Here is a 25,006-nt window from a genome sequence, read left to right as displayed (position 1 = left end):
GCGCGCCGGCGCGGCGCCGCCCTGCCGGGGCTGGGGCGATGACCGGTGACAGCAGCCTGGCCGGCGGTCCGGCCGGCCCGGTGCGGGCGATCGTGGTCGACGACAGCCGGTTGATGCGCCGCATGCTGGTCTCGGCGCTGGAGGCCGAGGGCACCATCAAGGTCGTCGCCGAGGCGGCGGACGCGGCCGAGGCGCGCGCGCTGATCCGCGAACACGATCCGCAGGTGATCACCCTGGACGTCGAGATGCCCGGCATGAACGGGCTGGAGTTCCTGCGCCGCCTGATGGCGCTGCGGCCGATGCCTGTGGTGATGGTCTCGACGCTGACCGGGCAGGGCGCCGACATCAGCCTCGGAGCGCTGGAGCTGGGCGCTGTCGACGCGATCCTGAAGCCCTCGGGCCGGCCGGCGCTGGCGCCGTTCGCGCGCCGGCTGCGGCGGCTGGTGCTCACCGCCAGCGGGGCGCGGGTGCGGCCCCCGTCCGCGACCGGTGCCGACGCCGGCGCCGCGGCGCCGCTGCCGGAGGGGGGGCGGCCGCCGTCGCGGCCGGGGCTGCTGGCGATGGGCGCCTCGACCGGCGGGGTGGCGGCGCTGACCGAGGTGCTGCGCCGGCTGCCCGCCGACGCGCCGCCGGTGGTGCTGGCGCAGCACATGCCGGCGGCGTTCACCGCGCGGTTCGCCGCCCGGCTGGACAAGCTGCTGCCGCTGCGCGTGACCGAGGCGCGCGGCGGCGAGGTGCTGGAGCCGGGGACGGTGCTGGTGGCGCCGGGCGACCGCCATCTGCGGGTGCGATCGGACGGCGCGGCGCTGGTGGCCCTGCTCGAGGAATCGGGGCCGATCTCGGGCCACCGGCCATCGGTGGACGTGCTGTTCCATTCGGTGGCGACGGCGGCGGGGCCGACGGCGGTGGGGGTGCTGCTGACCGGCATGGGGCGCGACGGCGCCGCCGGGATGCACGCGATGCGCACCGCCGGCGCCTGGTGCATCGGCCAGTCCGAGGACAGCTGCGTGGTCTACGGCATGCCGCGGGCGGCACGCGCGCTGGGGTCCTGCCACGAGGAGCTGGATCCGCCGGCGATCGGCGCCCGGATCAGCGGGCTGCTGCGGCGCGCCGGCAGCTCGGCCCCGGTCTGAGCGCACGGGCGGGGTGCGGCAAGCACGGGCACGCCCGGCGGATCGCACCACCGCGAACACTGCCCGCCGCGGCGGGCGCAGCAAGGGAGACGGCGCGATGCCGGCGGCGAAATCGCTGAGAATACTGGTGGTCGATGATCAGCAGAGCATGCGCGGGCTGGCCCGGCAATGCCTGAAGCGGCTGGGCGTGCTGGACGTGGCGCTGGCCGCCTCGGGCGAGCAGGCGCTGGACGTGATGGCGCAGCAGAAGTTCGACGCCGTGATCTCGGACCTGAACATGCCCGGGCTGAGCGGCGTCGAGCTGGCGCAGAAGATCAAGGCGCACCCGGTGCTGAAATCGACGCCGGTGTTCGTCGCCACCTCGGAATCCTACCGGAACCGGGTGCTCGACGACACCGTCGACCACTTCGTGGCCAAGCCGTTCAGCATCAACGACATGCGCGAGGCGATCGAGCGGCACCTGGGGATCCTGAGCTGAGCGGCGCGCAGACGGCCGGCGCGGCGCCTGCGGCACCCGCGCCGGGGCTGCCCGCCCGCCGCGCGCTCAGGCGGTGGCGAGGCTGGCGGCGGTGGCTTCCGGCCCCAGGCCGGTTTCCTGCGGGGTCCGGAACAGGTGCCGCGCCCAGCCGGGGCGCGCCGACAGCGCCCGGCTCAGCACCGGCGCGGCCGCCAGCGAGACGCCGACCGGCAGCAGCCACAGCGTCAACTCGCCAAGGGCGAACAGCATGCACATGCCGACACCCAGGACCAGTTCGGCGGCGTGGAACCGCAGGCAGGCGCGCAGGTCGGGGGCATCGCGCCGCGGCGGCGTCCAGCCGGCGTCGATGCCGGCCAGGCTGCGCATCACCGCGATCACATGCTGGATCATCAGCATCGGCGCCAGCAGGATCGACAGCAGCATCTCGGCCAGGATCGAGCCCAGGAAGCACAGCGGCCCGCCGACCCCGCGCAGCGCCGGATCGCCCGCCCAGTAGCGCAGCGCGCCGAGGATCTTCGGCGCCACCAGCATGCCGTAGATCAGTCCCAGGATCAGGATCCGGCTGACGAGGTCCATGTCCGGCCAGGCCGGGAACAGCGGATTGGTGTCCGAGAAATAGCGGATCGGCCCGTCGCCCTGGCCGTTTCCGACCAGCACCCAGCAGATCATCAGCACCAGCCACAGGATCGACGACAGGTAGCCGACCGCGCCCTGCAGCATGTGCATCCGGCTGAGCGGGTGCAGGCCGGCCGCGCCCAGCAGGCGCAGGTGCTGCAGATTGCCCTGGCACCAGCGCCGGTCGCGCAGGATGTGGGCGATCGGCGTCGGCGGAGTTTCCTCGAAGCTGCCCTCGGCCTCGGGCAGGAAGCGCACGCGCCAGCCGGCGCGGCGCAGAAGCGCCGCCTCGACGAAATCGTGGCTGAGGATCAGCCCGCCGAACGGCCGGCGCCCGGGCAGGTCGGGCAGGCCGGCGGCGGCGGCGAAGGCGCGGGTGCGGATCATCGCGTTGTGGCCCCAGTAGTTCGCCGCCGAGCCCGCCCACAGCGCCAGGCCCCGGCCCAGCGTCGCGCCGTAGATCGTGTTCGAGAACTGCTGCGCCCGCGCCCACGGGGTCTGCCCGCCGATCAGGCGCGGCACCGTCTGCACCAGGCCCAGCCGGGGCTCGGCCGCCAGCGCGTCGGCCAGGCGCAGGACGGTGTCGGGCGTCATCACGCTGTCGGCGTCCAGCACCAGCATGGCGTCGTGCGCGCCGCCCCAGCGCTGCACCCAGTCCTGGAGGTTGCCGGCCTTGAACCGCAGGTTCTCGGGCCGGCGGCGGTAGTGCACGCGGCTGCCCGGCAGCGTCGCGCCCAGATGCACCATCACCCGCTGCTCGGCCAGCGCCGCGGCCGGGTCGCGGGTGTCCGACAGCACGTAGAGCGCGAAGCGGTGCCGTGGGCCAGCGGCTGAAAGCCCCGCCATCAGCGCCCGCAGATTGGCGGCGACGGCGTGCGCGTCCTCGCCATGGAGCGGCAACAGCACCGCGACGTCGAGCGGCCGCGCCGGGGGCGCGGCGGGCCGGGACCGCCGCGGCAGGCAGCCCAGCACCGCCGTTGCCACCGACAAAGCGATCCAGAACGCCGCGGCGACGCCGCAGATCAGGATCGCCAGCTCGACCCAGCCCAGGCCGCCGGCGTTGAACCAGTCGTGCATGACCGCGCCCAGCGCGGTGGTGGTCGCGCCGGCGAAGCCGAACACGAACAGCCGGGCGGCCTGCACGCCGCGGCCGTCGGCCGCCAGGCGCGGCGCCGCCGGGGCGCGGTGCAGCGCCTGCGGCGGCATCGCCAGCGGCGCCTCGGGCGGCGGCATCAGGATCTGCGGCGCGTGGATCACGGCGTCCACCTGTACAGCCAGACCTCGGACACCGGCGCGCCGTCGACCAGCAGCTGGGCGCGCAGCTCCATCGCCCGGTCGGCGTCGGGATCGAAACCGAAGTCCAGGCGCATGCCGCCGGTCTCCGGGTTGCGTTGCAGGATCGGCGCGCTGACGCTGCCGCGGTTGCTCGAGGCATGCGCCATGACCCGGGCCGGATCGTCGGGAAGCCGCGGGTGCGGCGCGAAGTCGATCGCCGCCAGCCGCCGGCCCGAGAAGCTGGGGCCGATGCGGGTTTCCAGCACATGCGCACGGTCGGCGGCGACCGGCGCGGCGCTGCCCCAGTGCAGCCGGTAGGCGAAGCGGTGCTCGGCCCTTGCCACCAGCGGCGCGCGCGGCCGCCAGTAGGCGACGATGTTGTCGTAGATCTCCTTGTCGGTCGGGATCTCGACCAGCGTCACCGCGCCGGGGCCCCAGCCCTCGGCCGGCTCGACCCAGAGGCCGGGCCGCCGGTGGTAATTCGCCGCGAAGTCGGCGAAATCCGAGAACCGCCGGGCGCGCTGCATCAGCCCGAAGCCGCGCGGGCTGTCGTCGACGAAGGACGACACCTGCAACTCGCGCGGGTTCGCCAGCGCCCGCCACAGCCGTTCGCCGGCGCCGTTCCAGACCAGCAGCCCGTCGCTGTCGTGCACCGCCGGGCGGAAGTCGGCGTGCCGGTCCCGGTTGGTCTGGTCGAAGAAGAACATCGAGGTCTGCGGCGCGATGCCGACGTGGTCCAGCGCGCGGCGCGGGAACAGGCTGGCGGCGACGTCCATCACCGTGGTCTCGCCGTGCCGGATCCGGAACCGGTACGCGCCGGTGGTCGAGGGACCGTCGAGCAGCGCGTACACCACCACGTCCTGCTGCCCCGGCTCGGGCGTCTCGATCCAGAACTCGCGGAACTCGGGGAACTCCTCGCCCTCGGGGGCGGCGGTGTCCAGCGCCAGCCCGCGCGCCGACAGGCCGTAGGTCTGGCCCTTGCCGATGGCCCGGAAATAGCTGGCGCCCTGGAACACGGCGTATTCCTGGAACACGCCGGCCTTCTCCAGCTCGCCGTGCAGGCGCAGGCCGGAATAGCCCAGCGTCTCGTCCACCGGCAGGTCGGGAACCTGGTCGGTGCGGTCGAACACCCGCAGGTCGAACAGCACCGGACGGGCCTGCCGCTGCGCCGGATCGACCGCGTTCACCCGGATCGGCGTCGGAAAGTACAGCCCCGGCGCGAAGAACTCGACCTGCGCCGGCAGCCCCTCGTCGCGCCACAGCGCGTTGCGGGTGTCGAACCAGATCGCCCGGTACTGGTCGTAGCTGAGGTCCTGCCACGCCTGCGGCACCTGTTTCGGGCGGCGGAAGGCCGTGGCCGCAAGCGACCGCGCGCGGTCGCGCACGTGGTCCGGGCCGAAGCTCGACGGCGCGCCCAGGGTGATGCCCGGTTCGGACCCGCCGTTGGCGCGGCCGAACGCCGGCAGCGCCGCGAAGGCGGCGGCGAGCGCGAGGCTCTGGCGGCGGCTGAGCACCGTCAAGCGGTACGTCCTTCCGGCATCCGCGCCGCGGGATCGGCCGCCTTGGCCGGCGATGCGGAGGGCGCGCCCGGCGGCGCGGGCGCCGGCTTCGGCGGCAGCCGCCACGGGCTGCCCTTGAACCAGGCGACGGTGTAGGCGGTGGCGATCAGCACCGCGAAGCCGACGGCGTTGATCAGGATCACGCTCCAGAATCCCTTGCCCCAGACGTCGAAGGCCAGGCCGAGGAAGCGCGCCACCACCAGCGAGGTGACGAACACCGCCAGCGACTGCTGGCCGACCTTGCGGACCACGCCCACCACCGCGGTCCAGACCCGGCCCAGCGACAGCCAGGCGCCGTGCGGCCCGGCGCAGACCCAGGCGACATAGGCCAGCGCCAGGAAGTGGACATAGCGCAGCACGCCGAAGTTGGTCTTGCTGAACAGAACGCCCCAGTCGTCGCGCCAGGCGTCGATCCAGGCCACCTCGCGGATCACCCGGTACCAGGCGAAGGGCACGGTGATCAGCACCGCCGCCAGCGCCAGCGCCACCAGCCACCAGCGCACCGGCGGCGGCGCGATCCAGCCGCGCATGAAGGCGAACCCGGTGAAGAACACCAGCTGCCACGCGAACGGGTTGAAGAACCACTCGCGGGTGTCGTGCGGCGGCTCGAAGAAATACTGCGCCGGCAGGTGCAGGAACCACAGCGCGTCGGCCAGCGGCTGCAGCGCAGTCGCCCCGGCCTCGACCGCGCCGGCCAGGTTGGTCGCCGCCCACAGCGTCAGCACCGCCGCAACCATCGCCGCCACCGAGACCCGCGCCAGCGCCATCACCAGCGGCACCATGGCCAGGATCACCAGGTACATCGGCAGGATGTCGAAATAGTTCGGCACGTAGGACAGCGTCATCAGCCCCAGCAGGTTCTCGGTCGGATTGTTGAAGAACGGCCACAGGTTCAGCTGCCCGACGTAGTCGCGGGTGCCGATCCCGGCGGCGTTCACCGCGACCATCGCCATCGCGATCACGAAGAAGGTGGCGATGTGCGCCCAGTACACCTGCCAGACCCGGAACCCGATCCGCGCCGTGCCCAGCCCCCAGCCCTGCCGCTCGAACACGCCGCCGAAGGCCAGCGCCGAGGCCATGCCCGAGCTGAACACGAAGATCTCCGTCGCGTCAGAAAAGCCGAACCGCGCCGGGATCCACAGCGTCCAGGGATTTCCCGGCGTGTGCGCCAGCAGGATGATGAACATCGCCAGGCCCCGAAAGAAGTCGAGCCGTGGGTCGCGTGGCCTGGAGCTTGCAATCGTCATTGTACCTTCGGTCAGGTTCCACGTCAGGCGCGCGCCCCGGTTACGTTGCGCTGCAGCGGATCTTGCCGCGCCGCAGCAATCAAGTCCATACGCCTGCTCGTATAGCCGTCCACGGCGCCGCCGCGGCGCTGCGTCCGGTCGGCAAGCATCCGCTCAGCGGCGTTGAGGAAGCCGCCGCGCAGCGCCGCCTCGATCGTCAGCCGCTCGAACACGTCGCGCTGGGCGTGGCTGCCGCCGACCGACTGCATGTCGCGCCGGGCGGCGTTGAGGTTCAGGAACGCCTCGGCGTACTGGCCCTCGCCGAACGCTTCCAGCCCGGTGGCGGCGGATAGGCCCGGACGCGCCATCAGCCGCGCGACCTCGGTGTCGCGGCGCGCGGCGTCGCGGCTCATCCGGCGCAGCAGCTCGGTCGCCGCGTCGGCGCGCCGGCCGCCGATCAGCGCAAGCATGTAGTGCAGGTCGGCGAACACCAGGCTGCCGTCGCCGGTGCGTCTGGCGGCCAGCTCGGCCAGCTCGTCCCAGCGCGGGCCGACGTCGATGCCCTCGATCTCGAGCCGCGACAGCAGCGAGGTGGCGTTGGCGATGTCGCGGTAGTCGTCGGTGCGATCGGCGCGGATCTCGGTGTCGTAGAGGTCCAGCGCGGCGTCGTACTGGCCCTGGTCCAGGTGCATCAGTGCGATGTGCCACCAGACGTGGTAGCGGAAGTTGTTGCAGTGCGCCCAGGCGTGGGTTTGCCCCGACAGCCAGAACAGCCCGTCGCCGGCGCGCGCGGTCATGTCGTAGACATGCGCCACCGCGTGCAGCCCCCAGGCGTCGTCCGGCGCCAGCAGCAGGCCCTCGCGCCCGGCGGTCTCGCCGGCGGCGTACTCGCCGGTCTCCTCCAGCGCGAAGGCGTAGCAGCCCTTCAGGTAACCCAGCGCCGGATGATCGTCCCAGGCCGACAGCACGCCCTCGATCGAGCGGCGCATCGCCTCGGGCTGGCCCAGCACGAAGCGAATCGCCTGGATCAGCTTCATCGCCAGCGCGTCGCGCGGCTCGGTCGCCAGCACCGTCTCCAGCGTCGCCGCCGCCTGGCTCGGCTGTCCGCCCAGCCAGGCGTCCAGCGCCGCCAGGTAGGAGGCCTCGCGGGCGGTGGGCGGTGCGCCCGCGGCCGCCTGCCGCGCCGTGGTGCGGCACTGGCGGGCGGTGTCGAACATCTCGCGCCGGCCCAGCAGCAGGCAGAACAGGCCCTTCACGGCATGACCCTGCGCGAACTCCGGCGCCGCGGCCAGCGCGCGCGCCAGATGATCCGGGGTCGATGCACCGTGTGCCAGGAACGCGCGGATGGTGTCGTTCCACGGTCCGATGGCCGCCGCGGGCACCGTCGTCTCGCAACCGCAAAAGTCCGTCGTGTGCGCCATGCCATGCTCCTGCTGCGAAACGATCCCTCGGGGTGGGTGGTCCACACATCCTTTTCGACCGTCATCCGGGCAACTCACATGGCCGTCAGGTCACGAAGCTGTTATTCGAGGTTCGACATGCTTTGTTGGAGAAAGTGCGCCATGACCCTCGCACGTCAATCGCTTCCGGTCCTGGCCTCCGCGGCGGGGCTGATCGCCGTCGCCGGACTGGCCTGGAACGCCGCCGGGATCAAGCTGGCCCTGGCCACGCTGGTCGGCGGGCTGGCGGGCATCGGCCTGTACCACGCCGCGTTCGGCTTCACCGCCGCTTGGCGGCGGATCGTGACCGAGGGGCGCGGCACCGGGCTGCGGGCGCAGTTCCTGCTGATCGCGCTGACCATCCTGGTGTCCTATCCGCTGATCGCCTGGAACGGCGCCTATGCCTGGGTGCAGCCGATGAACGTCGGCATGCTGGTCGGCGCGTTCATGTTCGGCGCCGGCATGCAGTTCGGCGGCGGCTGCGGCTCGGGCACGCTGTTCACCGTCGGCGGCGGCAGCACCCGCATGGTGATCACGCTGATCTTCTTCATCATCGGCACGATGATCGGCGTGGCGCACCTGCCGTTCTGGCGCAGCCTGCCCTCGGCCGGGCGCTATTCGCTGGTCGAGAGCCTGGGCGTGTTCCCGGCGCTGGCGATCATGCTGGCGGTGCTGGCGGCGCTGGCCTGGGCCACCGTCTGGTACGAGCGGCGCAGGCACGGCGGCCTCGAGCCGGCGCGGCGCACCGGCTCGATCGTCTCGGGGCCGTGGTCGCCGTGGCTGGGCGCGGTATCGCTGGCGGTGGTGGGGGCGCTGACCTTCGTGGTGCTGAACCGGCCCTGGGGCATCACCCAGGCATTCGGGCTGTGGGGCGCCAAGATCGGCGACGCCGTCGGCGTGCCGCGCGAAAGCTGGATCATGGCGCCGTGGTCCGACCAGACGCTGGCCCGTTCGGTGTTCGCCGACAGCACCTCGGTGATGGACTTCGGCATCGTGCTGGGCGCACTCGGCGCGGCCGGGCTGGCCGGGCGCTTCGCCCCGGTCTGGCGGCTCAGCTTCGAGCAGGTCTGGACCGCGGTGCTGGGCGGGTTGATGATGGGCTATGGCGCGCGCCTGGCCTATGGCTGCAACATCGGCGGCTATCTCGGCGGGCTGGCCTCGGGGTCGCTGCACGGCTGGGTCTGGGGGGCGGCGGCCTTCGCCGGCTCCAGCATGGTCGCCTGGCTGCGGATGCCGCGCCCGCCGATCCCGCGCGCGGCGCGGGCCTGACGCGCCCGTCTTCCAATGTCTTCAAGTATCCCCGCCGGAGGCTCCGGCCCGCACGGGCCGGACCTCAGAACGCCCCGTCGTAGGCGCGGCGCCCGATGCGGCAGGCGAGGATGGTGAAGCCCTCCCGCGCCAGGGCTGCCCCGGCCTCGGTGCGCAGCGTGTCCGCGTCGTCGACCCAGACGCCGTGCCCGCCCAGCGCCGCGGCGACGGCGGGGAAATCGGTGCCGCCGAAGTCGACGCCGAGATTGGGTCGCTGCGCGCCGCGCTGCTTCAGCTCGATCAGCGCCAGGCTCTCGTCGACCAGCACCACGATCACCACCGGCAGGCGCAGGTCGCGGAGCGTCGCCAGCTCGCCCAGCCCCATCTCCAGCCCGGCGTCGCCGACGAAGGCGATCACCGGCCGCCCGGGCGCGCCCAGCGCGTAGCCGGCCGCCAGCGGCACCGCGCAGGCCATGGTGCACAGCGCGGTCGACTGCAGCATCGTGCGCGGTCCGGCGCAGCGCCAGATCTGGCTGAGCAGGATCCGGTGCGCGCCGCTGTCGGCGGTGATCACCGTGTCCGCGGGGACGATGTCGCGCAGCGTGTCGAACACCGCCGCCGGCCCCCAGTCGCCGGGCGCGAAGGCCTCGGCCAGCGCCCGGCGCGCCTCGGCGGCCCAGTTCGGCGCGTTGGTCAGCGCCGGCGCCAGCAGCGGCAGCGTGCCGGCCAGCGTGCCGGTCAGCAGGTGGCTGACGGTGTGCATGCCGTGGCTGCGCGGCGCGGACGCGATCTCGATCACGGTGGCGTCCGCGGGCCAGGGGTTGCGCCAGTTCGCGCGCATCTCGATCGGATCGTAGCCCAGCAGCAGGATGCAGTCGGACTGCTGCAGCAGCGGCAGCAGGATCGCGTCCGCCTTCGGCGACAGGCCCGCGCCGCCCAGGCTCAGCGGGTCGCCCTCGTCCAGCAGGCCCTTGCCCTTGTAGCTGGTGATCAGCGGCACCGCGCGGGTGCGGCAGAAGCTGGCGACGGCCGCGCCCGCGCCCTCGTTCACCGCGTCGAGCCCGGCGATGGCGATGGGCCGCTTCGCCGCCGCCAGCGCGGCGCGCGCGGCGTGCAGCGTGTCGCCTGTGGGCGCGGCGGCGGCGGTGCGGGGCTGCGCCGCGGCGCCGGGCTCGTCGGCCGCGCCCTCGGCGACGGCGATCGGCACGTCGATGTGCACCGGCCCGGGCTGGCACGCGGTGGCGATGCCGATCGCCTTGGCCATCATCGGCCCCAGCGCGCCGGGCGTGGCGCGGAAGCTGGCCTTGGTCACCGGCGCCAGCAGCGCCCGGTGGTCGAACACCTGGTGGGTGTAGGTCTCGGCCACGTCCGCCTCGACGCAGCCGGTCAGGAAGATCAGCGGCACCCGGTCCTGGTGCGCGTTGGCCACCACGTTGACCGCGTTGGCGACGCCGGGGCCGAGCGTGGCGAGCAGCACCGGCAGCGCGCCGGTGGCGTGCCAGTGGCCCTCGGCGATGAAGCCGGCGGCGTTCTCGTGCCTGGTCAGGGTGAAGCCGATCCCGGCCCGGTCGAGCGCCTGCATCAGCGCCAGCACCTCGCCGCCGGGAATGCCGAAGGCGCGGCTGGCGCCGGCGGCGGCGAGCGCGCGGGCGATGATGTCGGCGCCTGTGGTCCGGCTCATGCGATGTCCTCTTCGGCGGTGCCGATCACGCCGGCGGCGGCCCAGGCCCGCAGCTGCGCCGGGTCCGCGCCCAGCAGATCGGTCAGCACCTGCGCGGTGTGCTGGCCCAGCGTTGGCGGCGCGTTGCCGTATGCCACCGGCGTCTCGCTCATCCGGATCGGGTTGCCGATCAGATCCACGCTGCCCGAGACCGGGTGAGGCAGGGTGATCTTCATCTGGCGCACCTGCGCCTGCGGCTGGTCCAGGGCCTCGGCCAGGTCGTTGATCGGCCCGCAGGGCACCGCCTGGTCGTCGAGCGCGGCGATCCAGTCGGCGGCGGGGCGGGTGGCGGTGATCTCGTTCAGGATCGGGATCAGCGTCTCGCGGTTGCGCACCCGGTCGACATTGCGGGCGAAGCGCGGGTCCTCGGCCAGCTCGGGCCGGGCGGCGATGGCGCAGAAGCGGGCGAACTGGCCATCGTTGCCGACCGCCAGGATGAACGGCTTGTCGGCGCCGGGGAAGGTGCCGTAGGGCACGATGGTCGGATGCTCGTTGCCGCGCCGGGGCGGCACCTTGCCGTTCATCAGGTAGGCCGCGCCCTGGTTGATCAGCCAGGCGAGCTGGCTGTCGAGCAGCGCGATGTCGATGTACTGCCCGCGGCCCGTGGTATGACGCGCGTGGACCGCCGCCAGGATCGCCGAGACCGCGTACATGCCGCACATCACGTCGGCGATGCCGACGCCGACCTTCATCGGCGCGCCGTCGGCGCTGCCGGTGAGAGACATGATCCCGCCCATGCCCTGGATCAGGAAGTCGTAGCCGGCGCGGTGCTTCAGCGGCCCGGTCTGCCCGAAGCCGGTGATCGAGCAGTAGATCAGCCGCGGGTTCAGCGCCTTCAGGCTGTCGTGGTCGAGGCCGTATTTCGCCAGGCCGCCGACCTTGAAGTTCTCGATCAGGATGTCTGCGGTCCCGGCGAGGTCGCGGATGATCGCCTGGCCCTCGGGGGCGGCGATGTCCACGGCGACGGATTTCTTGCCGCGGTTGGCGCAGAGGTAGTAGGCGCTTTCGCGGGTGTCGCGGCCGTCCGCGTCCTGCAGGAACGGCGGGCCCCAGCCGCGGGTGTCGTCGCCGCTGCCGGGACGCTCGATCTTGATCACCTCGGCGCCCAGGTCGGCCAGCAGCTGCGTCGCCGTCGGCCCGGCGAGGATGCGGCTGAGGTCGAGGACGCGCAGCCCGCTCAGCGGTGCGCTCATGCGGTGTTCGCCGGTGTCGTGGTCATTCGGTCCAGCCCTTGATCTCTGCCAGTTCGTTCCAGCCCCGCAGCAACCATTCGGCGCGGATCGAGTGGCCGCCGTCGTGCAGGCACAACTGGATAACACCCTCCTCGCAATCGCTCCAGCGTTCGCAGCTGAACACGGCGTCGGTGCGGCGCACCGGCGCGCCGCATCCGGCCTGCTCGGTCCATTGCGCGATGCTTTCGCGCACGTCGCCCTGGTGCGCGTTCGGGCCGATGGGGCGGCCCTGCATCGGCACGGTGCGGTCGGCGGTGCCGTGGATGTGCAGCAGGACCGGTGGCGGCGACGGGCAGCTGTCCGGCTGCGGCCGCCAGTAGGCGCCGGCGATCGGCGCGAAGCCGGCGAAGGCGGCGCCGCGGTAGCAGGCGGCCTCCCACGCCATGGTGCCGCCGATCGAGAAGCCGGTGACCATGATCCGGTCCATCGGCAGATCGAAGCGCGCGTCGAGATCGGCCAGCACCTCGTCGAGGAATGCCATCTCGTCGCGGCCGTCGCGCGGCGCGCCGCCGAACGCCCAGCTTCCGCCGAGCCCCTGGGGGGCGACGAACGCCAGCCCCTCGGCCAGCGGCCCCTCGGCGAGGCCGCCCGGGCGCACCGCCGCGGCGGCGGTGCCCCGGTAGCCGTGGAAGAACAGCACCACGCCCTCGGGCGCGCCGTCCGGCAGGGCGATGCGGTAGCTGCCCGACGGCGTCTGGCAATCCGTGGCGCGGCCGCAGGCCTGGGCCTGCTGCGCGCCGAGAACGAGGACGAGGGCGAGAATCCAGCGCATCGGCGGTCTCCGGTCCGGTTGGTTCGGCACAGGCTTGCCATGCCGGACCGGCGCTGGGAAGTCACAGCCGCTTGAGCCGGCCGCGATGCGGAGGCGCTGGCGCGCCAGGTCGTTTCAGCCCCGGCCCCGCCTGCGGCGGGTTCCGGGGCGGTCGGGGCGGTTCAGCCGACGAACGCCTTTTCCAGCACGTATTCGCCGGGGGCCGAGTTCGAGCCCTCGGTCAGCCCGGCCTGCTCGAGCAGCGCCTTGACGTCGGTGTTCAGGCCCATCGAGCCGCAGATCATCACCCGGTCGGTGGCCTTATCGAGCGCCGGCAGGCGAAAATGCTCGAACAGCCTGCCGCTTTCGATCCACTCGGTGATCCGGCCGGTGTTGGCGCTGTCCTGCTGGGTGGTGGTCGGCAGGTACTTCAGCTTGTTGCCGACGAACTCGCCGATCAGCGGGTCGGTCGGCAGCGCGCCGACCAGGCGGGCGCCGTACTGCAGCTCGGCGCGTTCGCGGCAGGTGTGGGTGACGATCACCTCGTCGAACTTCCCGTACACCTCGGGATCGCGCATCAGCGAGGCGAACGGCGCGATGCCGGTGCCGGTGGCGATCATGTAGAGCCGTTTGCCCGGCAGCAGCGCGTCGACCACCAGCGTGCCGACCGGCTTGGGCCGCAGGATCACCTGGTCGCCGACCGCGATCTTCTGCAATCTCGAGGTCAGCGGGCCGTCGGGCACCTTGATCGAGTAGAACTCCAGCGTCTCGTCCCAGGAGGGCGAGGCGATGGAATAGGCGCGCAGCAGCGGCTTGCCGTTGTCGCCGGGCAGGCCGATCATCACGAATTCGCCCGAGCGGAAGCGCAGCGACTGCGGCCGGGTCAGGCGGAAGCTGAACAGCCGGTCGGTCCAGTGGCGGACCTCGGTCACGGTCTGCGCGTCGGGCAACACGGGGGCGGCGGCCGTCGCCGCGGTCTGGATGTTCATGCGGGGTGTTCCTTGCTTATTCGGCGGCGAAGAGCCGGGACTGGTAGCCGTCGAAATGCGGCACGGCAAGCCATTGGTCTTCGGGGTTGCGGGCGGCCTGTTCGTCCGAGATCGCGACCTGGTCGATGCCGACGCGCAGCGCGGCGCGGAACTGGTCGACCAGCACGTGACCCTCGGCGCGGATGATGCCGGCATAGCCCAGCTGGCGCAACTGGCGGGCCAGGCTGAAACCGCGGCCGTCGGCGCTTTTGCCGAACGGCACGATCACCATCGCCATGGTGTCGAACCACGGCTCTAGGTCGGCGGCGTTGCTGTCCGGCGCCAGCCGCACGCCGATCGGGCGTTCGATCGGCAGGTCCTGGCCGTTCCACAGCGACTCGAAGGTCACGATCACCCCGGCCTCGGGCCAGGTTTCGCGCGCGAAGCCCTGGCGGGTCACGATCTGGGTCATGATGCGATCCTTTCCACGCGGCCATCCGGTCCGAAATGGATGCCGCATTCGTCCTTGTCGGTGCCGCGCCAGCGCCCGGCGCGGGGGTCTTCGCCTGCGCCGACCTTGCTGGTGCAGGGCACGCAGCCGATCGACGGGTAGCCTTGCGCCACCAGCGGGTGCCGGGGCAGGTCGTGCCGGTCCATGTAGGCGCCCAGATCGGCCGGCTTCCACGCCGCCAGCGGGTTCACCTTCACGCGCCCGGCGGCGTCGGGCTCGAACACCGGCATCACGGCGCGACGGCCGGTCTGGAACCGCTTGCGCCCCGAGATGTGCGCCGAGAACCCGCGCAGCGCGTTCTCCAGCGGCTCGACCTTGCGCAGGTGGCAGCAGGCGTCGGGATTGGCCAGGTGCAGCGCGCCATAGGGGTCGCGGCGCTTCAGTTCGTCACGCGTATGGCCGATGCGACGCACGTCGGTCAGGCCGAAGAGTCCGGTCAGCTCCAGCTGGTAGTCGAGCGTCTGCGGGAACAGCATCTGCGTGTCGATCATCAGCACCGGCGTGTGCGGGTTGATCTGGCTGACCATGTGCAGCAGCACCGCCGACTCGGCGCCGAAGGACGAGACCACGGCGATCTGCCCGGCATAAAGGCGCAGCGCCGCGTGCAGCGCATCCTCGGCCGGCGCTTCCCCGTAGCGTTCGTTCAGAACGCCCACGCCCTTGTCGGGCGCGAACCGGAAGGCGGGTTCAAGCAGCATCCGCCTGTTCCTCCTGCCCGTAGAGCGCCGCCTTGAACGGATCCATGCCCAGCCGGCGATAGGTTTCGAGGAAGGTCTCCTCGGGGGTTTCGCGCGCGTCGAGATAGGCGCCGATCAGCCGCCCGACCGCCGGCACGATCTCGTCGTAGGCGAAGCCGTGGCCGGTGCGGGTGCCGATGGTCGCGGTCTCGGTGCCGTCGCCGCCCAGCGTCAGCTGGTAGTTCTCGACGCCGGCGCGATCCAGACCCAGGATGCCGATATGGCCCACGTGGTGATGGCCGCACGCGTTGATGCAACCCGAGATCTTGATCTTCAGCGGGCCGATGTCCCGCTGCGCGTCGAGATCGGCGAACATTTCCGATATCTGCTGGGCGATCGGGATCGAGCGGGCCGTGGCCAGCGCGCAGTAGTCCATGCCGGGGCAGGCGATGATGTCGCCCACGAGGCCGATGTTGGCGGTCGCCAGCCCCGCCTCGCGCAGCGCGGCGTAGACCGCCGGCAGGTCGGCGCGGTGGACATGCGGCAGGATCACGTTCTGCTCGTGGCTGATGCGCAGCTCGTCGTGGGAATAACGCTCGGCCAGGTCGGCCAGCACCCGCATCTGCGCCGAGGTGGCGTCGCCCGGCGTGCCGCCGGTGGGCTTCAGCGAGACCGAGACGATGGCGTGGTCGGGCCGCTTGTGCGCGACCACGTTGGTGTCGATGAACGAGGCCAGGCCGGCGTCCAGTCGCGGCGCGTCGGGCACCGGGCGGTCGGCCCATGCGGGCGCGGCGAACGCGGCCTCGATCCGGGCGACGATGGCCGGGTCGACGTCGGGCAGCAGCCGGCGGTTGCGCCGGAACGTCTCCTCGATCCGCGCGCGCAGCTCGTCGATGCCGGTCTCGTGGACCAGGATCTTGATCCGCGCCTTGTACTTGTTGTCGCGGCGGCCGGACAGGTTGTAGACCTGCAGGATCGCTTCCAGATAGGCCAGCAGGTCCCGCTTGGGCAGGAAGTCCCGCACCACCTTGCCGATCATCGGGGTCCGGCCCAGGCCGCCGCCGACGATCACCTCGTAGCCCGGCTCGCCCGCCTCGCCCCGGACCATGCGCAGGCCGATGTCGTGCGCCTTGGTCACGGCGCGGTCGTTGGGCGAGCCGGTGACGCCGACCTTGAACTTGCGCGGCAGGTAGGCGAACTCCGGATGGTCGGTGGACCACTGGCGGATCAGTTCGGCGGTCGGGCGCGGGTCCTCGATCTCGTCGGCGGCGGCGCCGGCGAAATGGTCCGCGGTGACGTTGCGGATGCAGTTGCCGCTGGTCTGGATCGCGTGCATGCCGACGTCGGCCAGCGCGTCCAGGATGTCCGGCACGTCCTTCAGCTTCGGCCAGTTGAACTGGATGTTCTGCCGCGTGGTGAAGTGGCCGTAGCCCTTGTCCCAGGTGTCGGCGATATGGGCCAGCTGCCGCATCTGGCGGCTGTTGAGCGTGCCGTAGGGCACCGCGACCCGCAGCATGTAGGCGTGCAGCTGCAGGTACAGCCCGTTCATCAGGCGCAGCGGCTTGAACTCGTCCTCGGTCAGGCTGCCGTCCAGGCGGCGCTCGACCTGGGAGCGGAACTCCTTCACCCGGTCGCGGACGAAGGCGGCGTCGAAATTGGTGTAGCTGTACATGCTCAAGCCTCGGTCTTTTCGGCCTGCTTGCCGTGGAAGTAGTTGGACGGGCCGCGGGTGCGGAAGTCCTCGCGGAAGTGGACCGGCGCGGGGCGGCCGTCGACGATCTGCGCATCGGCGAGGTAGGGGCCGACGACCTGCAGCGGGAACGCCTCGGCGGCCTTCAGCAGGGCCTCGGCCGCCTCGGGCGTTTCGGCGACCGCCGCTTCGGCGTGCTCTCGGGTCCAGGTGTTGTCGGCGGTCAGGTAGATCACGTCGCCCTCGAACAGGTCGTTGGCGGTGGCCACCTGGGGCAGGAACTTGCGGGCCATCAGAGTGCCTCACTCAGTTGGAATTCGGGTTCGCGCGCGGCGATTTCCGCGGCGCGGGGTGTCAGGCCCAGGAACAGCATCACCGGGCCCTGCGGCGCGGCGGCTTCCAGGGTGTCCGGCAGGTCGATCAGGGTGCTGGCGAAGACGCGCTGATCGGGGCGGCTGGCGTTCTCGATCGCGGTGATCGGCGTATCCTCGGCGGCGCCGTGGATCATCAGCCGCCCGCGCAGGAAGGCCGAGGCGCGCACGCCCATGTAGATCGCGGCGACCGCGCCCGGCTTGGCCAGGTCGCGCCAGTCATGCTCGGCGAAGCCCTTCACGTCGTGGCCGGTCAGGATCCGCAGGCTGCCGTTGCGGCCGCGCTTGGTCAGGCTGACCTTGATCGAGGCGGCGGCGGCCGAGGCCGAGGTCACGCCCGGCACGATGTCGAAGGCGACATTGGCGCGGTCCAGCGCGTCCATTTCCTCGTCCAGCCGGCCGAAGATGCCCGGATCGCCGGATTTCAGGCGGACCACCTGCGACGTGCGGCCGTGCGCGACCAGCAGGTCGTTGATGTCCTCCTGCTTCCAGGACTTGCCGTAGGGGATCTTGCCGACCTCGATCACCGCGGCCTCGCGGCGGGCGAGTTCCAGGATCGGCTGCGGCACCAGCCGGTCGTGGATCACCACGTCGGCCTCGTGCAGCAGGCGGCGGGCCTTGAGCGTCAGCAGCTCGGGATCGCCGGGGCCGGTGCCGACCAGCCAGACATGGCCCACCTCGGGGCGGGCGGCGAGTTCCTCGGACAGCAGGTCCTCCAGCGCCAGCCGGGCGGCGTCCTCGCCCTGCGTCAGCGCCTCGGGGCCGCGGTCGAAGTAGAAGCGGGACCAGAAGTTGCGGCGCTTGCGGCCCATCGGCAGCGCCTCGGCACGCGGGCGGAAGGCCTGGCCGATGCGGGTCAGCTGGCCCAGCGCGGCGGGCAGGCGTTCCTCCAGGTCGGCCTTGATCCGGCGGGCCAGCACCGGCGCCGCGCCCTCGGTGCCGATGGCGACGGTCACCGGGTCGCGGTCGACGATGGTCGGAGTGATGAACTCGCTGTCGTCGAGGTTATCGACGATGTTGGTCAGCGCGCCGGCGGCCTTGCCGATGGCGACGGCGCGGGCATCCTCGGCGGCATCCTCGTTCGCGCCGTAGACCAGCGCCGCGCCGTCCGCGTCACCCTGCAAAATCGCGCGCTCGGTCAGGGTCAGGCGCCCTTGCCCGGCCCACTGGCGCACCAGCGGGTCGGCGTCGGCGCCATAGACCGCCAGCGCCGCCTCGGTCTTCAGCAGCAGGCGCAGCTTGGCGACGGCACACGCCCCCGCACCGGACACGACGACGCGCCGACCGCGAAGGTTCAGGAAAACCGGAAAGTGCCGCATGGTGGGAATCCCTTCTCGTTCAGTAGGGAATATAGTCAAATATTCCTGAAACATGCGATATGCGCTTGAAGATAAGGAAATTGTCCTGCAATCATGGCCATCAAGGAACGTCCGTTCGATTTGCTGGAGGGCCGTGGAATGGCTGCCGCGCTGGATGCGCTTGACCGGAAAATTCTTGATGCGCTGCAACAGGACGCCTCACGCTCGCTTGAGGAACTGGCGCGCGCGGTGGGCGCGTCGAAGACCCCGGTGTGGAACCGGATCCGCAAGCTGAAGGCGGCCGGGGTGATCCGCCGCGAGGTGGTCGTGCTGGACCCCGACGCGCTGGGGCTGGAGGCCTGCTTCTTCGTGCTGATCCGCACCGCCGAGCACGACGCCGGCTGGCTGGCGCGGTTCCAGCAGGCGATCCTGAACCGCCCCGAGGTGCTGGAGGCGCACCGGCTGGCCGGCGACATCGACTACATCCTGAAGGTGCGGGTGACGAACCCGCGCGCCTATGACGACTTCTACCGGGCGCTGATCAAGGAGGTCAGCATCTTCAACGTCACCTCGACCCTGTCGATGGAGGAGATGAAGAACACCACCGCGCTGCCGCTGCCCGTCGTGGCCGAGAAGACCGGGCCTGACCGCGCTTGAAGCCGCGCGGGCGATCCCCTTTACTCGGGCCAGGGGGCGCGCGGCGCCGCAGGGGGAAACGCAAGGGGAACCGCATATGTCAGAACTCGCCGGCAAGGCCGTCATCATCACCGGCGCCAGCCGCGGCATCGGCGCCGCGGCCGCGCGGGCGTTCGCCAAGGCAGGCGCGCACGTCCTGCTGTCCGCGCGCAGCGCCGCGGCGATCGAGACCATCGCCGGCGAGATCCGCAAGGCCGGCGGCAGCGCCATTGCCCAGGCCGCCGACGTCGCGGTCTGGGCCGATGTCCGGGCCCTGGTCGAGACCGCGCGCCGCGAATGGGGCCGGCTGGACGTGTTCGTGAACAACGCCGGCGTGATCGAGCCGATCGGCCCGCTCGGCCGCTCCGATCCCGCCGCCTGGACCCATGCCACCGACATCAACTTCAAGGGCACCTACCACGGGCTGCGCGCCGCCCTGCCGGTGATGCAGACGCAGGGGTCCGGCGTGGTGATCAACCTGTCGTCCGGCGCTGCGAACAGCCCGCTGGAGGGCTGGAGCCACTATTGCGCGGCCAAGGCGGCGGCGGCGATGCTGACGCAGTGCGCCGACCGCGAGGCGCAGGGCGACGTGCGCGTGGTCGGCCTGTCGCCCGGCACCGTGGCGACCGACATGCAGGTGAAGATCCGCGCCTCGGGGATCAATCCGGTCAGCCAGCTGGACCCGTCGGTGCACATTCCCGCCGAGTGGCCGGCGCGGGCGCTGGTCTGGCTGGCCACCGACGACGCCGCCGAATTCGCCGGCACCGACGTGTCGCTGCGCGATGCGGCGATCCGGCAGCGGATCGGGCTGAGCGCCTGACCGTCGGAGGTTGCGCGCGCAGCGGGCGACCGCGTCGGCCATCTCCTCGGCCGGCATGTCGCGGCGGACGAAGCTCGGCACGCCCTCGTCCGGCGCGACCGGGCAGGCCGGCGTGGTGTGATCGTGCGATACGCGGACCTGCCGGCCCCGACCTGCCCGTCCGGGCCGGTCAGGCCGATCATCGGCGGGTGCATGTACCCGGTGTGCCGGGCCATCACCTGCGGCGTGTCGCGTTCGGGATCGACGGTGATCATCACCGGGGTGACCTCGATGCCGCGCCGCTCCAGCAGGTCGGTCGCCGCGGCGTTGCGGGCGACGTCGAACGGGCGGATGTCGGGGCAGAAGGTGTAGCCGAAACAGATCGGCGTCAGGCCCTGGATCGCGTCGGCGTCGATGACCTGCGTGCCGGTCTGGTCCAGCAGGGTGAACGGGCCGCCGACGGTGGCGCTGCCGCCGGCCGCCCGGCCGCCGCCGCATCCGGCGAAGCGCGCGCTCGGCGGCAGCAGCCAGATCACCGCCGCGGTCCCGGCCAGCAGCGCCGCCAGCGCGGCGCCGGCGGCCAGAGCCAATGTGCGCGTCATGCGCGTCCTCCCTTGCGTGGTGGTATCGCGCGGGCGCCGGCGCAGGGGAAAGATTGCTGTTTTGTCACGCTCGGGGCCGGGATAAGACCGGGGCATGGAGTATCTCGACAGGTTGCTGGGCGGCGGCCCCGCGCGCACCAACTGGGTGCGGCTGCGGACGCTGATCTACCTGCGCTGGCTGGCGGTGGCCGGGCAGGCGACGGCGGTGCTGGTGGCGGCCTGGCACCTGGACATCGCGCTGCCGCTGGACCGGTGCCTGCTGCTGATCGGGCTGTCGGCGGCGTTCAACGTCGGCGCCAGTCTGGTGCAGCCGGCGAACGCGCGGCTGAACCAGCGCGCGGCGCTGCTGACGCTGCTGTACGATCTGGCGCAGCTGACCGCGCTGCTGTACCTGACCGGGGGCATCTCGAACCCGTTCGCGACGCTGATCCTGGCGCAGACGATCATCTCGGCCACCGTGCTCACGCTGGGCGCGACGCTGATCCTGGGCGCGCTCAGCCTGGCGGCGGTGGCGTTCCTGTCGGTGTTCCACCTGCCGCTGACGCTGGCCGACGGGCAGGCGCTGCAGGTGCCGCCGCTGCTGCTGGTCGGCTCCTGGGCGGCGCTGTCGCTGTCGATCATCTTCATCGGCGTCTATGCCCGGCTGGTGTCGACCGAGACCTATTCGATGTCCGAGGCGCTGACCGCGACCCAGCTGGCGCTGGAGCGCGAGCAGAAGCTGACCGCGCTGGGCGGCATGGTCGCCGCCGCGGCGCACGAGCTGGGCACGCCGCTGGCGACGATCATGCTGGTATCGACCGAGCTGGCCGACGAGCTTGAGGACCGCCCGGAACTGGCCGAGGACGTGGCGCTGATCCGCGCGCAGGCGGTACGCTGCCGCGACATCCTGGCGGCGATGGGGCGCTCGGGGAAGGACGACCTGCATGTGCGTCACGCGCCGTTCTCGGCGCTGGTCGAGGAGGCGGCCGAGCCGCATGTCGAGCGCGGCAAGCGGGTGATCCTGCGGGTGCGCGGCGAGCCGGGGCCGCCGCCGGCCGCGCAACCGGTGCTGGCGCGCCGTTCCGAGGTGCTGCACGGGGTGCGCAACCTGGTGCAGAACGCGGTGGATTTCGCCCGCGCGACGGTGTGGATCGATCTGGACTGGAGCGACGAGCAGCTGATCCTGCGTGTCGGCGACGACGGCCGCGGCTATCCGCCCGACCTGCTGGGCCGGATCGGCGATCCGTTCCTGCGCCGCCGCGGCGGGCGCGGCCCGAGCGACGCCGAACGGCCCGGCTATGCCGGCATGGGGCTTGGCCTGTTCATCGCCAAGACCCTGCTGGAGCGCACCGGGGCGCGGCTGACCTTCACCAACGGCACCGGCACCGGCACCGGCGCCGACGCGCCGCCGGATGCCGGCGGCGCGGCCGCGGACCGGGCTCGGCCCAGTGGCGCGATCGTCGAGGTGGTCTGGCCGCGCGGCGCGCTGGAGGTCGCCCCCGACGCGGCGCGCGGCGCCCTGGGAAACAACCTTCCCGTGCAAATGCCGAGTTAATTTCCTGTTCAGGTTTACGGTTCGTTAACCCTGCGCGACGCATCGTCGGAACGAACCCCCCGACCCGGGTACAGGAGTGCCGTCGGTGCCTTTATCGTCTTTGCTGCGCACGGTGATGCGGCTGCCGCGCGATCGCGACCGGCGGTCGGCGCTGCCGCACCCGCACGGCTGCCGGCTGACCTTCGCCGGCGATCGCGTCGACCGCGCCCGCGGCCGGGTGCCGGCGGTGGGCGGGGCGGCGGTCGATCCGGCGCCGCTGTCCGGGATGCGGGTGCTGGACCTGGCCGACCGGCTGGGGCTGGACGCCGCACTGCGCGCCGCGCTCGACGCGCTGGTCGGCGAGGGCACCGGCTTTGTCGAGCATCACCGACTGGCGGACCGGCGCCTGTGGCGGCTGACCGGCCGGACCGAAGGGCTGACCGCCTGCCTGGCGCTGGAACCGGCCACCCCGGCCGAGGCGGCGCTGCACGACCGGCTGACGGCGGCGGCCGCCACCGTCGACGAACTGCAGGCCGTCGCGCGCCGGTCCGAGCTGTCGCCGGTGCCGACCTTCGAAAGCGACGCGACCGGCCGCATTCTCTGGCACAACCGCGCCGCCGGGCCGCTGGCGCGGATGGCCGGCGGGCTGGGCGCGATCCCGGGTCTGATCGCCAGCGGCGACGGCACCTCGCAGCTGTGCACCTCGGACGGCACCCGGCTGGGCTGGGGCCGGATCACCACGGTGCCGTCGGACATCGGCGGCCAGCTGATCTTCGTCGAGGACATCGACGCCCAGATCCGCGCCGAGGAGGCGCTGGACAGCTTCACCTCGACGCTGACCGACACCTTCGCCCATATCGACACCGCGCTGGCGGTGTTCGACCGCGAGCGCCGGCTGAGCCTGTTCAACCCGGCGCTGCACGATCTGTTCGGCCTCGACCCGGTGGGCCTGGCGATGCGGCCCAGCCTGCGCGAGTTCCTCGAGGCGCTGCGGCAACGGCGGATGGTGCCCGAGCAGACCGATTTCAGTGCCTGGCGGCAGCGGATCACCGCCGCCGCCACCACCGTCTCGGAGGTGCCGTACCACGAGGACTGGTCGCTGCCCTCGGGGCAGGTCCTGCGCGTCACCGCGCGGCCGCACCCGCGCGGCGCGGTCGCCTTCGTGTTCGACGACATCTCGGACTACGTCACGCTCGAACGCCGCTACCGCGCCGAGATCGAGCTGGGCCACGCCATGCTGGAGCGGCTGGACGAGGGCGTGGCACTGTTCGACCGCTCGGGCCGGGTGCTGTTCACCAATGACGTGTTCGAACGCGCCATGCGGCGGGAATCGCTGGACGATCTGCTGTCGGCGGGGCTGGACGGGCTGACCGAGGCGGCCCGCACCGCCAGCGCCGATCCCGAGACCTGGCTGGCGTTCAAGGCGTTCGCGCTGGCCGCCGAGCGGCAGGAGCACTGGGCCGCGGTGGCCGAGACCGGCGACGGCCGCCTGCTGTTGCGGGCCAGTGCCATGCCCGACGGCTCGACACTGCTGGGGCTGCTCGATCCGGACCCCGCCGCGGCGGCACCGACGCCGGATCTGGCCCAGCCCCTGCGCCGCATCGGCTGCGGCTGACCGGCGCGTCGAAGGCGCTTGAAACCCGCGCCGCGCCCGGTCAGAATCCGCGCCGAGGCATGACACACAGGCGAACAGGCGTGGACCGAACCCGAACCTTGCGCTCGCAGGCCGAGACCGAGTCGCTGGCGGCAGCGCTGGCGCTGGCGCTTGCGCCCGGCGACGCGGTGCTGCTGTCCGGCCCGGTGGGCGCGGGCAAGAGCGCCTTCGCGCGCGCCGCGATCCGCGCGCGTCAGGCGTCGACCGGGCTGACGCCCGAGGAAGTGCCGTCGCCCAGCTACACGCTGGTGCAGGCCTACGACGCGGGCGGGGTCGAGATCTGGCACGCCGACCTCTACCGTCTTTCGGATCCGGACGAGCTGGTCGAGCTGGGCCTCGACGAGGCGTTCACCCGCGCCATCGTGTTCCTGGAATGGCCCGAGCGCCTGGGCGAGGCGGCGCCGGCGCGCGCACTGCGCCTGGACCTGCGCCCCGACCCCGCCGCCGACGACGTGCGCCAGTTGCGGGTGCGCGCCGCGGGCGGCGGCTGGGACGCCGCGCTGGCGGCGCTGGCGATGGCCGACGCCGCATGATGCCGGGCGCCGCCGAAGCAGGCCTGCGCGCCGCGCTGATCGACGCCTTCCTGGCCGGCGGACCCGGCGCCGGCGCGCGGCGGGCGCACCTGGCCGGCGACGCCTCGAACCGCCGTTACGAGCGGCTGCTGCCCGAAGGCGCGGCGCCGCTGGTGCTGATGGACGCGCCGCCCGAGAAGGGCGAGGACGTGCGCCCGTTCGTCGACGTCACCGCCCGCCTGCGCCGGATCGGCCTGTCGGCCCCCGAGATCCGCGCGCAGGACCCGCGCGCCGGGCTGCTGCTGCTCGAGGATCTGGGTGACGCGCTCTACGCCCGCGTGCTCGAGGGGCGGCCGGACGACGAGGCCATGCTCTACGCCGCCGCGGTCGATCTGCTGGCCGCGCTGCACCGCTTGCCGCAGGCGGCCGAGGGGCTGCCGCCCTACGACGCGGCGGTCTACCGGCGCGAGTCGGCGCTGGCCACCGACTGGTACCTGCCCGCCGCCACCGGGCGCGCCACCGCCGCGCCGCTGCGCGCCGCGTATCTGGACCTGATCGAGGCCGCCTGCGCGCCACACGCGGTGCGGCCGCCGGTCTGCGTGCTGCGCGACTACCACGCCGAGAACCTGGTCTGGCTGCCGGAGCGCGCGGGCGACGCACGGGTCGGCCTGCTGGACTACCAGGACGCGCTGGCCGGGCACCCGGCCTACGACCTCGTCTCGCTGCTGGAGGACGCCCGGCGTGACACCTCCGAGGCGCTGCGGCAGGCGATGATCGCGCGCTACCTGGCCGCTTCGGACACCGCGCCGGAGGCGTTCCGCGCCGCCTACGCCGCGCTGGGCGCGCAACGCAACCTGAAGATCGTGGGCATCTTCGCCCGGCTGTGGCTGCGCGACGGCAAGCCGCAGTACCTGTCGCTGATCCCGCGCGTCTGGGCGCACGTGCAGCGCGACCTGGGCCATCCGGACCTGGCGGCGCTGCGCGCCTTCGTCGCCGCGCACCTGCCGCCGCCCACCGCCGAGGTGCTGGCCCGGCTGCGCGCCGCGCGGTCCGGGTGAGG

22 protein-coding genes and 1 pseudogene are annotated in these 25,006 nt (G+C 72.5%); 9 read left to right on the top strand and 14 right to left on the bottom strand.

Annotated elements, in window-relative coordinates; all coding sequences use genetic code 11:
• Positions 1-38: 38 nt before the first annotated feature.
• Positions 39-1,133, top strand: a complete 1,095-nt coding sequence (gene cheB / locus GE300_RS07520; protein ID WP_154445940.1) for a chemotaxis-specific protein-glutamate methyltransferase CheB — start codon at positions 39-41, stop codon at positions 1,131-1,133.
• A gap of 97 nt (positions 1,134-1,230) precedes the next feature.
• Complete coding sequence (locus GE300_RS07515) at positions 1,231-1,611, top strand: response regulator (RefSeq protein WP_154445939.1); 381 nt, start codon at positions 1,231-1,233, stop codon at positions 1,609-1,611.
• Between the two features lie 66 nt (positions 1,612-1,677).
• Here GE300_RS07515 and mdoH read toward each other — a convergent pair whose 3' ends face one another.
• Genes mdoH through GE300_RS07495 form a run of 4 tightly spaced genes read right to left on the bottom strand, consistent with a single transcriptional unit; the run spans position 1,678 to position 7,707 of the window.
• Positions 1,678-3,483, bottom strand: a complete 1,806-nt coding sequence (gene mdoH, locus GE300_RS07510) for a glucans biosynthesis glucosyltransferase MdoH (RefSeq protein ID WP_154445938.1) — start codon at positions 3,481-3,483, stop codon at positions 1,678-1,680.
• On the bottom strand, positions 3,480-5,021 hold the full coding sequence (locus GE300_RS07505) for a glucan biosynthesis protein (protein WP_154445937.1): 1,542 nt from the start codon (positions 5,019-5,021) through the stop codon (positions 3,480-3,482). Before GE300_RS07505 ends, mdoH begins: the two co-directional genes overlap by 4 nt.
• The gene (locus GE300_RS07500; RefSeq protein ID WP_154445936.1) at positions 5,018-6,307 is read right to left on the bottom strand and encodes an OpgC family protein; all 1,290 of its coding nucleotides are present in this window, start codon (positions 6,305-6,307) and stop codon (positions 5,018-5,020) included. The genes GE300_RS07505 and GE300_RS07500 overlap by 4 nt, the downstream gene beginning before the upstream one ends.
• Before the next feature lie 23 nt (positions 6,308-6,330).
• Complete coding sequence (locus GE300_RS07495) at positions 6,331-7,707, bottom strand: tetratricopeptide repeat protein (protein WP_154445935.1); 1,377 nt, start codon at positions 7,705-7,707, stop codon at positions 6,331-6,333.
• A gap of 141 nt (positions 7,708-7,848) precedes the next feature.
• Between GE300_RS07495 and GE300_RS07490 the strand changes: the two genes are divergently transcribed.
• Positions 7,849-8,994 carry a YeeE/YedE family protein gene (locus GE300_RS07490; RefSeq protein ID WP_154445934.1) on the top strand — a complete coding sequence of 382 codons (1,146 nt, stop codon included), beginning with the start codon at positions 7,849-7,851 and terminating at the stop codon, positions 8,992-8,994.
• A gap of 64 nt (positions 8,995-9,058) precedes the next feature.
• Here GE300_RS07490 and GE300_RS07485 read toward each other — a convergent pair whose 3' ends face one another.
• From GE300_RS07485 to cysG, 9 genes are all read right to left on the bottom strand, one after another.
• The gene (locus tag GE300_RS07485) at positions 9,059-10,654 is read right to left on the bottom strand and encodes a thiamine pyrophosphate-binding protein (RefSeq protein WP_154445933.1); all 1,596 of its coding nucleotides are present in this window, start codon (positions 10,652-10,654) and stop codon (positions 9,059-9,061) included.
• Positions 10,651-11,886, bottom strand: a complete 1,236-nt coding sequence (locus tag GE300_RS07480) for a CaiB/BaiF CoA transferase family protein (RefSeq protein WP_154445932.1) — start codon at positions 11,884-11,886, stop codon at positions 10,651-10,653. Before GE300_RS07480 ends, GE300_RS07485 begins: the two co-directional genes overlap by 4 nt.
• 22 nt (positions 11,887-11,908) lie before the next feature.
• Complete coding sequence (locus GE300_RS07475; RefSeq protein WP_154445931.1) at positions 11,909-12,697, bottom strand: alpha/beta hydrolase family esterase; 789 nt, start codon at positions 12,695-12,697, stop codon at positions 11,909-11,911.
• A 161-nt stretch (positions 12,698-12,858) separates the two neighbouring features.
• Positions 12,859-13,665 (bottom strand): ferredoxin--NADP reductase, encoded by an 807-nt coding sequence (locus GE300_RS07470; RefSeq protein ID WP_154445930.1) that lies wholly within the window; start codon positions 13,663-13,665, stop codon positions 12,859-12,861.
• 16 nt (positions 13,666-13,681) lie between these two features.
• A complete protein-coding gene (locus GE300_RS07465) occupies positions 13,682-14,116 on the bottom strand; it encodes a DUF934 domain-containing protein (protein WP_154445929.1) in 435 nt (144 codons plus the stop codon).
• Entirely contained in the window at positions 14,113-14,853 is a 741-nt protein-coding gene (locus GE300_RS07460) for a phosphoadenylyl-sulfate reductase (RefSeq protein ID WP_154445928.1), read from the bottom strand. Before GE300_RS07460 ends, GE300_RS07465 begins: the two co-directional genes overlap by 4 nt.
• On the bottom strand, positions 14,843-16,504 hold the full coding sequence (locus GE300_RS07455) for a nitrite/sulfite reductase (RefSeq protein ID WP_154445927.1): 1,662 nt from the start codon (positions 16,502-16,504) through the stop codon (positions 14,843-14,845). The genes GE300_RS07460 and GE300_RS07455 overlap by 11 nt, the downstream gene beginning before the upstream one ends.
• A 2-nt stretch (positions 16,505-16,506) precedes the next feature.
• Positions 16,507-16,815, bottom strand: coding sequence for a DUF2849 domain-containing protein (locus GE300_RS07450; RefSeq protein ID WP_154445926.1), 309 nt, complete (start codon positions 16,813-16,815; stop codon positions 16,507-16,509).
• Entirely contained in the window at positions 16,815-18,212 is a 1,398-nt protein-coding gene (cysG, locus tag GE300_RS07445; protein WP_154445925.1) for a siroheme synthase CysG, read from the bottom strand. The genes GE300_RS07450 and cysG overlap by 1 nt, the downstream gene beginning before the upstream one ends.
• Positions 18,213-18,350: 138 nt before the next feature.
• Here cysG and GE300_RS07440 point away from each other — a divergent pair, with 138 nt between their 5' ends.
• The gene (locus GE300_RS07440) at positions 18,351-18,848 is read left to right on the top strand and encodes an Lrp/AsnC family transcriptional regulator (RefSeq protein ID WP_154446125.1); all 498 of its coding nucleotides are present in this window, start codon (positions 18,351-18,353) and stop codon (positions 18,846-18,848) included.
• 76 nt (positions 18,849-18,924) lie between these two features.
• Positions 18,925-19,686, top strand: a complete 762-nt coding sequence (locus tag GE300_RS07435) for an SDR family oxidoreductase (protein WP_154445924.1) — start codon at positions 18,925-18,927, stop codon at positions 19,684-19,686.
• 155 nt (positions 19,687-19,841) lie between these two features.
• Here the strand turns inward: GE300_RS07435 and GE300_RS23850 are convergent.
• A pseudogene (locus GE300_RS23850) lies at positions 19,842-20,267 on the bottom strand (SCO family protein); the annotation flags it as partial.
• Between the two features lie 94 nt (positions 20,268-20,361).
• On the opposite strand from GE300_RS23850, the gene regB reads away from it, so the two are divergent.
• The 4 genes from regB (at position 20,362) to GE300_RS07410 (ending at position 25,004) form a co-directional block, all read left to right on the top strand.
• A complete protein-coding gene (regB, locus tag GE300_RS07425) occupies positions 20,362-21,801 on the top strand; it encodes a sensor histidine kinase RegB (RefSeq protein ID WP_154445922.1) in 1,440 nt (479 codons plus the stop codon).
• Between the two features lie 85 nt (positions 21,802-21,886).
• Positions 21,887-23,395, top strand: a complete 1,509-nt coding sequence (locus GE300_RS07420; protein WP_154445921.1) for a PAS-domain containing protein — start codon at positions 21,887-21,889, stop codon at positions 23,393-23,395.
• An 80-nt stretch (positions 23,396-23,475) separates the two neighbouring features.
• Positions 23,476-23,967 carry a tRNA (adenosine(37)-N6)-threonylcarbamoyltransferase complex ATPase subunit type 1 TsaE gene (gene tsaE, locus GE300_RS07415; RefSeq protein WP_325063148.1) on the top strand — a complete coding sequence of 164 codons (492 nt, stop codon included), beginning with the start codon at positions 23,476-23,478 and terminating at the stop codon, positions 23,965-23,967.
• Complete coding sequence (locus GE300_RS07410; protein ID WP_325063147.1) at positions 23,964-25,004, top strand: aminoglycoside phosphotransferase family protein; 1,041 nt, start codon at positions 23,964-23,966, stop codon at positions 25,002-25,004. The genes tsaE and GE300_RS07410 overlap by 4 nt, the downstream gene beginning before the upstream one ends.
• The last annotated feature ends 2 nt before the right edge of the window (positions 25,005-25,006 follow it).

Source organism: Halovulum marinum (assembly GCF_009697225.1).
In the GTDB taxonomy this organism is placed as follows: Bacteria; Pseudomonadota; Alphaproteobacteria; order Rhodobacterales; family Rhodobacteraceae; genus Halovulum; species Halovulum marinum.
The sequence above is the reverse complement of the archived record's forward strand: the minus strand, read 5'-3'. Positions and strand labels throughout refer to the sequence as shown.